The 8,967-nt window shown below is 67.6% G+C and carries 10 protein-coding genes; 2 read left to right on the top strand and 8 right to left on the bottom strand.

Going from position 1 to position 8,967, the window contains the following annotated elements:
* Positions 1-14 precede the first annotated feature (14 nt).
* Positions 15-503, bottom strand: a complete 489-nt coding sequence (locus AB0M65_RS26140) for a carbonic anhydrase (RefSeq protein WP_364032648.1) — start codon at positions 501-503, stop codon at positions 15-17.
* 410 nt (positions 504-913) lie between these two features.
* Here AB0M65_RS26140 and AB0M65_RS26145 point away from each other — a divergent pair, with 410 nt between their 5' ends.
* Positions 914-1,249 (top strand): hypothetical protein, encoded by a 336-nt coding sequence (locus tag AB0M65_RS26145; RefSeq protein ID WP_364032651.1) that lies wholly within the window; start codon positions 914-916, stop codon positions 1,247-1,249.
* A 253-nt stretch (positions 1,250-1,502) separates the two neighbouring features.
* Entirely contained in the window at positions 1,503-2,129 is a 627-nt protein-coding gene (locus tag AB0M65_RS26150) for a TetR/AcrR family transcriptional regulator (RefSeq protein WP_364032654.1), read from the top strand.
* A gap of 168 nt (positions 2,130-2,297) precedes the next feature.
* Here AB0M65_RS26150 and AB0M65_RS26155 read toward each other — a convergent pair whose 3' ends face one another.
* The 7 genes from AB0M65_RS26155 to fabG form a co-directional block, all read right to left on the bottom strand.
* Positions 2,298-2,690 carry a hypothetical protein gene (locus AB0M65_RS26155; RefSeq protein ID WP_364032657.1) on the bottom strand — a complete coding sequence of 131 codons (393 nt, stop codon included), beginning with the start codon at positions 2,688-2,690 and terminating at the stop codon, positions 2,298-2,300.
* Between the two features lie 78 nt (positions 2,691-2,768).
* Positions 2,769-3,884 carry an acyl-CoA dehydrogenase family protein gene (locus tag AB0M65_RS26160; RefSeq protein WP_364032660.1) on the bottom strand — a complete coding sequence of 372 codons (1,116 nt, stop codon included), beginning with the start codon at positions 3,882-3,884 and terminating at the stop codon, positions 2,769-2,771.
* A complete protein-coding gene (locus tag AB0M65_RS26165) occupies positions 3,881-5,062 on the bottom strand; it encodes an acyl-CoA dehydrogenase family protein (RefSeq protein ID WP_364032663.1) in 1,182 nt (393 codons plus the stop codon). Before AB0M65_RS26165 ends, AB0M65_RS26160 begins: the two co-directional genes overlap by 4 nt.
* Positions 5,059-6,282 carry an acyl-CoA dehydrogenase family protein gene (locus AB0M65_RS26170; protein ID WP_364032666.1) on the bottom strand — a complete coding sequence of 408 codons (1,224 nt, stop codon included), beginning with the start codon at positions 6,280-6,282 and terminating at the stop codon, positions 5,059-5,061. The genes AB0M65_RS26165 and AB0M65_RS26170 overlap by 4 nt, the downstream gene beginning before the upstream one ends.
* Positions 6,283-6,456: 174 nt before the next feature.
* On the bottom strand, positions 6,457-7,479 hold the full coding sequence (locus tag AB0M65_RS26175; RefSeq protein WP_364032669.1) for a phosphotransferase family protein: 1,023 nt from the start codon (positions 7,477-7,479) through the stop codon (positions 6,457-6,459).
* Between the two features lie 93 nt (positions 7,480-7,572).
* Positions 7,573-8,025: a MaoC family dehydratase gene (locus tag AB0M65_RS26180; protein ID WP_364032672.1), complete on the bottom strand. Its 453-nt coding sequence runs from the start codon at positions 8,023-8,025 to the stop codon at positions 7,573-7,575.
* A gap of 3 nt (positions 8,026-8,028) precedes the next feature.
* On the bottom strand, positions 8,029-8,790 hold the full coding sequence (gene fabG, locus AB0M65_RS26185) for a 3-oxoacyl-ACP reductase FabG (RefSeq protein WP_364032675.1): 762 nt from the start codon (positions 8,788-8,790) through the stop codon (positions 8,029-8,031).
* Positions 8,791-8,967 lie beyond the last annotated feature (177 nt).

Consider the following 8,967-nt stretch of genomic DNA (forward strand, 5'->3'; position numbering starts at 1 on the left):
CGGCCTGCTGTCGTTCAGGCGACTTCGTTGAGCTTTCCGGTGGCGACGTCGAAAACGAAGCCGCGGACGGAGTCCTTCTTCGGGATGAACGGACTGTTCCTGATTCGCCCGATCGACTGACGGACATCCTCGTCGAGATCGCTAAACGCCTCGGCGGCCCAAGGAGGTTTGACCCCGACTTCCTCCTGGATCGACTTCTTGAACTCGTCGTCGGTGAAAGTCAGCATTCCGCAGTCGGTGTGGTGGATCAGAATGATCTCCTCGGTGCCGAGCAGACGCTGGCTGATCGCGAGGGAACGGATCTCGTCCTCGGTGACGACGCCGCCCGCGTTACGGATGACGTGCGCTTCGCCTTCCTGGAGGCCGAGCACGCCGTAGACGTTGATGCGGGCGTCCATACAGGCGAGCACGGCGATGTGCTTGGCGGGCGGCAAGGGTAGAGGTCCGGAAAAGCGCGCAGCGTAGTCGGCGTTGTTGGCCAGGAGTTCGTCGGTGACCGACATGATTTCCCTTCCGTTCGGCGTGCGGGTGAGTGGACCGTTCGGATGCACGCATGCGCAACCGCGCCCATGAACTGGGACCAGGACTCGTCTGATCGGGTGGATGGACCAAGCCGGGGCGGTCCGGTGACCGAACGCGCGCGGGCGCGCGGGAGTTTAGGGGCGGGAGTGGGGGCCGGACCGCCTTCGCTGACCGTGTGGATTTTGACGCGTTGGATGATCCCAAATCCACACAGTGCCGCACGACAGTTCCTGGTACCACCGTGGATATCGGACAGAACCGCGATCGTGGACCTGGCCGCGGCCTGTCAACGCGAGTCATCCCACGCAAGGTGGCCCCGGGCGGAGGTTGATCTTCGCCGGGGGATCGGCCACTGTGGGTCCGGGGTCTTGCTCGCGGTAAGGAAAACTCAATGAGTAAACGTTTCGTGTTCCGTGGGGCCGTTCTCGCCGCGACCGTCGCGGGATCGGTGCTCACCGCGGGTTCCGCGATGGCGAGCACCGCGGAACCGTGCGCGGCCGGGGCGTCGGGTGACGTCGCCGCGGCTTCCTGCACGCCGTACCGGAAACAGAGCGAGGGCTGGAGCAGCAAGACAGCCTGCAACCGCGCCGGCAACGAAGGCGCCCAGGCGATGCGCTGGACCGGCTGGAACTGCAACCAGGCGCTGGCGGGCTGGGAGCTGTGGGTGCGCACCTGCACCGCGCTGGCCGCGGAAGAGGGCGTGGCTGCCACGCGCGAAACGGTCTGACCGGAGGCAAGGGCCGTCTCGGGTGCGAAACCCGTGGCGGCCTCTTCGCGTGCCATTGTCCATAATGGACTGCCCTCGGGTGAACGCCCGCGAGGGTATTCACGGGCGCGCCGCGGCTGAACTCCCCGGTGAGGCCGTCGAGCACCGCACCGCGCCCGCGGCCGGATTCGACCGCGAGCCCGCCGAGAGCCGGTAACTCCACCGTCGACAAACCGGCCGGTATGCTGAGGGCCCGCACGAGAAGGAGCCGGCCATGACACGAGCGACCACCCGCAAGGCGGGTCCGGCCGACGCGAGCGGCGACGACCAGGCCGCCGTGCCGCGCCGGCTGCTGTCGCACGCGACGAAGCTCTTCGCGAAGAAGGGCTTCGACCGCACCTCCGTGCAGGAGATCGTCGAGGCGGCCGGGGTCACCAAGGGGGCGATGTACCACTACTTCGGTTCCAAGGACGACCTCCTTTACGAGATCTACGCCCGGGTGCTGCGTGCGCAGACCGAGCAGCTGGAGAAGGTGGCGTCGGGTGAGGCGCCACTGCGGGAGCGGCTGCGTTCGGCCGCGTCCGACGTCGTCGTCAGCACCATCGACAACCTCGACGACAACACGATCTTCATGCAGTCCATGCATCAGCTCAGCGTGGAGAAGCAGAAGGCCGTCCGCGCGGAACGCCGCAAGTACCACGAGCGGTTCCGCACACTGATCGAGGAAGGCCAGGAGTCCGGTGAATTCCGCGCGGACAAACCGGCCGACGTGATCGTCGACTTCTTCTTCGGCTCGGTGCACCACCTCGGTTCCTGGTACCGGCGTGGCGGCGCGCTTTCGGCCCGCCAGATCGGCGACCACTACGCCGACCTCCTGCTGGCCGCGCTGCGCCCCGAATAGGCTTAGTGGTTGGTTTCGGAAGTCTTTCGTGGGTGTCGGCGGATCCAGATTTCCGCTGGGTGTGCGGCCGGAAGGGTTCTCGTACCGGGTTGTACTCGGGCCTTTCGGCCGTACGTCCAGCGGGAAGCTGGGCCGTCGAGACCCCGAAGGACTGCCGAAACCGACCACTTAGCCCGGTGGCACGGGCACGAGTCGTTCGGCGAACCAGTCACAGCGGCGTTCGAGCACCGTTCCCACCTCCCAGCCGGAGGTGAACGCCAGCAGCCCCATCGCCACTTCGTCGGCGGCTTCGGGTGGCAGGTCCTGGTCGGCCAGGCTCGATCTCAGTGCGTCGGCGTAGTCGGAGTAGGTGAATCCGGGCAGGTCCGCGACGAGTGCCGTCGTCGTCCCTTCATGCGAGCTCAGCCCGCCGAACGACCGGCCGCATCCGCAAGCGGAATCGGGCGAGGTGCCGCCTTCGGTGCAGCTCGGGGCGATCCAGATCAGTTCGCCTTCGACGCAGTCGTTGAAGTCGTTCTCCCGCGCACCCTGGGTCCTCGAGGTGGCCACGAGCAGTTTCATGATGACTCCCTGTTCGATCAGATGTTCGAACAGTTGTACCGGCGGGGTCCGACACTTTCCGGACCCCGCCGAAACGAGTCAGGCAGGCAGGTTGATCAGCGGCGCGAGTGCCGCACGATGCCGTCCAGGGGTGCCGAAGGCGATCTCGTCGCTCTTCGCGCGCTTCAGGTACAGATGCGCCGGGTGCTCCCAGGTCATGCCGATCCCGCCGTGCAGCTGGATCGCCTCTTCGGCGGCGTGGACGGCGATGGGGGAGTTGCGTGCCTGTGCCACCGCGACGGCGATGGGGATGTCCTCACCGGAGGCCAGGCAGTCCGCGGCGTAGCGTGCCGTCGCCCGTGCGTTGACCAGGTCCGTGTACAGGTTCGCCAGCCGGTGCTTGAGCGACTGGAACGACCCGACCTGACGGCCGAACTGGTAGCGCTCCTTGAGGTACCGCACCGTCTCGGTCAGTGCCCATTCGGCGATCCCGAGCTGTTCCGACGCCAGCAGTCCCGCCGCGGTCACCAGCGCCGTGTCCAGCGCGGACGGCGCCGTCGAGGCGTCCGCGACGTGCTTCGCCGCCACGTTCTCCAGCGTGACGTCGGCGATGCGCCGGGTCAGGTCCAGCGAGATCGCCTCGGTGACCGTCACTCCGGTCGAAGCCGCGTCGACGGTGTAGAGGCCGGGACCATCGGGACCCACCGCCGGGACGACGAGCAGTTCCGCCACGGACGCGTCCACGACGCTCCTGACCTGCCCGTTCAGTGTCCCGTCCGCGCCGGCGGTGACCGTCGACGGGAACTCGGCGCCGGGCGCGGCCGAAAGCGGTACGGTCAGTGTGCCGATGAGCGTCCCCGCGGCCAGTTTCCCGAGCCGTTCGGCCACTTCGGCCTGCGCGGTGTCGGTCGCCAGCAAGGCCGACGTCGCCAGGACGGCGCTGCCGAGGTACGGGACCGGGGCGACGCTGCGCCCGAGTTCCTCCATCACGACGGCGACCTCACGCGCCGAAGCGCCGTGCCCGCCCAAGGCTTCCGGGACGGCGAGGCCCGCCGCGCCGAGATCGGCGGCCAGCGTGCGCCACAGCTTGAGGTCGTACGGTTCGGCCGTCTCGGTCCTGGCGATCAGCGCCGCCGGTTCCGCGCGGGCCTTGAGCAGGTCGCGGACGCTCGCGCGAAGATCCTCTTCGACCTCGGAATACAGCAGGTCGCTCATCGGGGCAGGTCCTTCCAGGCGACGTCCTTGTCGATCCGCGGCTCGGACGGCAGTCCCAGTACGCGTTCGGCGATGATGTTGCGCAGGACCTCCGAGGTGCCGCCCTCGATGGAGTTCCCCTTTGCGCGCAGGTAGCGGTAGCCGGCTTCGCGGCCGAAGAAGTCGACGCCGTCGGGGCGCCGCATCGTCCAGTCGTCGTAACGCAGGCCCTCTTCGCCGAGCAGTTCGATCTCCAGCCCCGACGCGGCCTGGTTCAGCTCCGAGAACGCGACCTTGACCGCGGAACCCTCCGGTCCTGGCGCGCCTGCGGCGAGTTGCTGCCGCAGCCGCGAACTCACCAAGCGCAGGCTTTCGCCCTCCACCCACAGCTTCAGCAACCGGTCGTGCAGTTCGGCGGTGCGCAGTTCCGGGCGCTCGCGCCAGGTGTTCGCGACGGCGCCGACCATGCCGCCGTCACGCGGGAAACCGGCGCCGCCGATCGCGACGCGTTCGTTCATCAGCGTGGTCTGCGCGACCTTCCAGCCCTCGCCGACCGCGCCGAGCCGGTGCGCGTCGGGGATCCGGACCTCGCTGAGGAAAACCTCGTTGAACTCCGCCTCGCCGGTGATCTGGCGCAGCGGCCGGACTTCGACGCCCGGCGCGGTCATGTCGCACAGGAAGTACGTCATGCCCGCGTGCTTCGGCACGTCGGGATCGGTACGGGTGACCAGGATGGCCCACTGCGACTTGTGCGCACCCGACGTCCAGACCTTCTGCCCGGTGACGACCCAGTCGTCGCCGTCGCGCACCGCGCGGGTGCCCAGTGCGGCGAGGTCGGAACCCGCGCCCGGTTCGCTGAACAGCTGGCACCACACCTCCCGCTCGGTCCACAGTGGACGGAGGAAGCGCTGGTGCTGTTCCGGCGTGCCGAAGGCGAGAATGGTCGGCGCGGCCATGCCGAGGCCGATGCCGATCCGCCGTTTGTCGTTGTCCGGCGCACCCGCCGCGCCGAGTTCGGCGTCGACGACCGTCTGCAGCGAGCGCGGGGCACCGAGGCCGCCGAGGCTCTCGGGGAAGTGGATCCAGGCGAGCCCGGCGTCGAACCGCGCGTCGAGGAACTCCTGGCGTAGCGTGCTTTCCGGTGGATACGCGGCCAGCAGATCGGCCACGCGCTTCTTGAGGTCTTGAGCTGTGGTCACTTCGCTGCCTCCGCGCGGTACTTCTTCAGTTCACGGTGCGCCAGCGAGCGCTTGTGCACCTCGTCCGGGCCGTCGGCCAGCCGCAGGGTCCGCACCTGTGCCCACATCTCGGCGACCGGGAAGTCCTGGCTGACCCCACCCGCGCCGAACAGTTGCACGGCCTTGTCGAGGATCCATTCGACGGTGATCGGGGTGGAGATCTTGATCGCCTGGATCTCGGTGTGCGCGCCCTGGTTGCCGACGGTGTCCATCAGCCACGCGGTTTTGAGCACGAGCAGCCGTTGCTGCTCGATCTTGACCCGTGCCTCGGCGATCCAGTCCTGCACCACACCCTGTTCGGCGATCGGCTTGCCGAACGTCTCGCGGGACAAGGCGCGGCGGCACATCAGTTCCAGCGCGCGTTCGGCCATCCCGATGGCCCGCATGCAGTGGTGGATCCGTCCCGGTCCAAGCCGGGCCTGCGCGACGGCGAACCCGTCACCCTCGCCGGCGATGAGGTTCTCCGCGGGCACGCGGACGTCCTCGAAGATCACCTCGGCGTGGCCGCCGTGGTCGCCGTCGGTGTAGCCGAACACGTGCATCCCACGCTTCACCGTCATGCCAGGGGTGTCGCGGGGGACCAGGATCATGCTCTGCTGCTTGTGCGCGGGCGCGTCCGGATCGGTTTTGCCCATCACGATGAAAATCTTGCAGTTCGGGTTCATCGCGCCGGAGATGTACCACTTGCGGCCGTTGACGACGTACTCGTCGCCGTCGCGGCGGATGCTGGTGGCGATGTTGCGGGCGTCGGAGGAGGCGACGTCGGGTTCGGTCATCGCGAAGGCGGACCGGATCTCCCCGGCCAGCAACGGCTGAAGCCACTGCTTCTTCTGCTGCTCGGTACCGAACATGGTGAGGACTTCCATGTTCCCGGTGTCCGGGGCCGCGCAGTTGAGCGCGGTCGGGGCGAGCCGGACGCTGCGGCCGGTGATCTCGGCCAGCGGCGCGTACTGGAGGTTCGTGAGCCCCGCGCCGTGGTCGCCGGGGAGGAAGAAGTTCCACAGCCCGCGTTCGCGTGCCTCGGCCTTCAGCTCTTCGACGATCGGCGGCTGCGACCATTCACTGTCGCGCTCGGCCAGCTGCCGCTCGAAAACGGCCTCGGCGGGGTAGATGTGCGAATCCATGAAGCCGAGGAGTTTTCCCCGCAGCTCCTCGGTTTTCGCGTCGAAGGCGAAGTCCATCTTACCCTTCTTCCTTGTATTCGGGGGCGCGCGGTCGACGAATGCGTAGCCAGGCCGCGGCTTCCAAGGGCTTCTCTCGTTTTCGTTGAGGGCGGCCTGCCTCCACCTTCGTGAGGCCTTCGGCCGAAACGCGCGCCGCGCGGTCATCTTTCGAGTAAGTCATCGCACGTCCCGTCATTCGTCCTTGAGAGTGTCGTTGCCGTGCGCAATCAACGGGACGACGCCCGCGCCGATGCCCTCGAACCCGGCGCCGACGGTCTGGCCTTTGCTGTAGCGGAGGTGAATGCCCTCCAAGATGACCGCGAGCTTGAAGAAAGCGAAGCCCACGTACCAGTTGAGCCGTGAGACATCACGGCCCGAACGCTCGGCGTACCGGGCGATGACCTCGTCGTTGCGCGGATAACCCGGAGCGGAGCTGGCATTGGACACGAACTGCAGTGAAATCGTGTCGCGTTCGGCGTAGGCCACCAGCAGCGCGAGATCGGTCAGCGGGTCGCCGAGGGTGGACATCTCCCAGTCCAGCACCGCGGTGATCCGGTCGTCGGCGTTCACCAGCACGTTGTCCAGCCGGTAATCCCCGTGGATGATCGACGGCCTGCCCGAAACCGGCACCGACGACGCGAGCCGGTCGTGCAGTTCGTCGACGCCGGGCAGGTCGCGGCTGCGGTTGCCGTCGAGTTGCTTCTTCCAGCGCCGCAATTGGCGTTCGAGGAAGCCTTCCGGACGGCCGAAGTCGCCAAGCCCTGCCGATTCCGGATCGACGGCGTGCAGTGCGACCAGGGTGTCGACCAGTTCGTCCGCGATCGCCCTCGTCCGGGCAGGGCCGAGCGTGGCCAGTTCGGTGTCGGTGCGGTACGGCGTGCCCTCGACGAACTCCATTACGTAGAACCGCGAGCCGATGACGTCGGTGTCCTCGCACAGCAGCACGGTTTCCGGCACCGGGACGGCCGTCCCGTGCAGGCCGGAGATCACCCGGAACTCGCGGCCCATGTCGTGCGCGGTCGGCAGGACGTGGCCCAGCGGCGGGCGGCGGACCACCCAGTCCGACCGGCCGTCACCCACGATGTAGGTGAGGTTGGACCGGCCCCCTTGCACGACCTGGCCGCTCAGTTCCCCCTGGACGAGCCCTGGCCGGTGCTCGTCCAAGTAGGCCTTGAGCCTGGCCAGGTCGAGGCCCGGCAGGTCGGTCTGGTTCATGGTGCCTCCCGCTGCTGGCTTTCCGATGACAGTACCGACCAGTCGGTATGTCGGGTAGTGGTGCCCCGGCCAGGGTGCCGGAGGTCACTTCGCTCAGGCGATGAGCCGGACGACCATCTCCGCGACGCACGCCGGTTTGGGCTCGCCGTCGATCTCGATCGTCCAGCGCACGACGGCCTGTTTGCCACCGGTGACGTCGGTGACCTCGATCAGTTCGGCGCCCGCCCGGATCTTCGCGCCTACCTTGACCGGCTGCGGGAAGCGGACCTTGTTGAGGCCGTAGTTGATGCCCATCGTGAGCCCGTGGACCCGGTAGAGCTTCCCGACAAATCCGGAAATGAGCGAAAGCGTCAGGAACCCGTGGGCGATCGGCACGCCGAACGGTCCCTCCGCCGCCTTCTCGACGTCGACGTGGATCCATTGGTAGTCGTCGGTGGCGTCGGCGAACAAGTTCACCCGGTCCTGGGTGAGCGTAAGCCATTCGCTGTACCCGAAATGCTCGCCGACGGCGTTCTCGAACTCTTGCAGGGAGGCAAATTCACGCATGACTCAGTCCTTCGGTCCGCCGGCGACGTAAATGACCTGTCCGGAGATGAACCCGGCGCCGTCGCTCACCAGGAACGACGCGAGGTTGGCGATGTCGTCGGGGGTGCCGACGCGCTGCACCGGGATCTGCGACGCGGCGGCGGCCTTGAAGTCTTCGAAGGACATGCCGATCCGCTCGGCGGTCGCCGCGGTCATGTCGGTGGCGATGAAGCCCGGGGCGATGGCGTTCGCGGTGACGTTGAACTTGCCCAGTTCGATCGCGAGGGTTTTGGTGAAGCCCTGCATGCCCGCCTTGGCCGCCGAGTAGTTGACCTGCCCGCGGTTGCCCAGCGCCGAGGTGCTGGACAGGTTGACGATGCGGCCCCACTTCTCCCGCGTCTGGTACTTCTGCACCTCGCGGGTCATCAGGAACGAACCCTTCAGGTGCACGCCGAGCACCGAGTCCCAGTCCTGTTCGGTCATCTTGAACAGCAGGTTGTCGCGGGTGATGCCGGCGTTGTTGATCAGCACGGTCGGCGCGCCGAGTTCTTCGGCGACCCGGGTCACCGCGGCCTCGACCTGCGCGGCATCGTTGACGTCGAGTGCGACGCCGACGGCCTTGCCGCCCTCGGCGACGATCGCTTCGGCTCCCTGCTTGACGCCCGTTTCGTCGAGGTCGAGCAGGCCGACGGCGAATCCGTCGGAGGCCAGCCGGTTGGCGACGGCGGCGCCGATGCCACGGCCGGCGCCGGTGACGATCGCTACGCGGGAGGGGTGGTCGGTCACGGGTGACTCCTCGTCGTCGAGTGCAAGTTGACGCCGAGTCTGCCGTACTAAGCAGTCGCTTTCCAGTCTTCGATCCGGTACGCCCGGAGAAACGCCCGTACCTGACGTTCCCCGAAGTACATGAAGGCCCCCTTGCTTGCGTCAGGCGCAAGCAAGGGGGCCTTCATGTACTTCGGC

It is taken from the genome of Amycolatopsis sp. NPDC051071, from assembly GCF_040682875.1.
GTDB lineage: Bacteria > Actinomycetota > Actinomycetes > Mycobacteriales > Pseudonocardiaceae > Amycolatopsis.

What these genes read in the sequence shown, in the direction of transcription:
- AB0M65_RS26155 (WP_364032657.1), bottom strand. Translation starts at nt 2,690, where the DNA reads ATGAAACTGCTCGTGGCCACCTCGAGGACCCAGGGTGCGCGGGAGAAC.
- AB0M65_RS26140 (WP_364032648.1), bottom strand. Translation starts at nt 503, where the DNA reads ATGTCGGTCACCGACGAACTCCTGGCCAACAACGCCGACTACGCTGCG.
- AB0M65_RS26145 (WP_364032651.1), top strand. Translation starts at nt 914, where the DNA reads ATGAGTAAACGTTTCGTGTTCCGTGGGGCCGTTCTCGCCGCGACCGTC.
- AB0M65_RS26170 (WP_364032666.1), bottom strand. Translation starts at nt 6,282, where the DNA reads ATGGACTTCGCCTTCGACGCGAAAACCGAGGAGCTGCGGGGAAAACTC.
- AB0M65_RS26160 (WP_364032660.1), bottom strand. Translation starts at nt 3,884, where the DNA reads ATGAGCGACCTGCTGTATTCCGAGGTCGAAGAGGATCTTCGCGCGAGC.
- AB0M65_RS26150 (WP_364032654.1), top strand. Translation starts at nt 1,503, where the DNA reads ATGACACGAGCGACCACCCGCAAGGCGGGTCCGGCCGACGCGAGCGGC.
- AB0M65_RS26175 (WP_364032669.1), bottom strand. Translation starts at nt 7,479, where the DNA reads ATGAACCAGACCGACCTGCCGGGCCTCGACCTGGCCAGGCTCAAGGCC.
- AB0M65_RS26180 (WP_364032672.1), bottom strand. Translation starts at nt 8,025, where the DNA reads ATGCGTGAATTTGCCTCCCTGCAAGAGTTCGAGAACGCCGTCGGCGAG.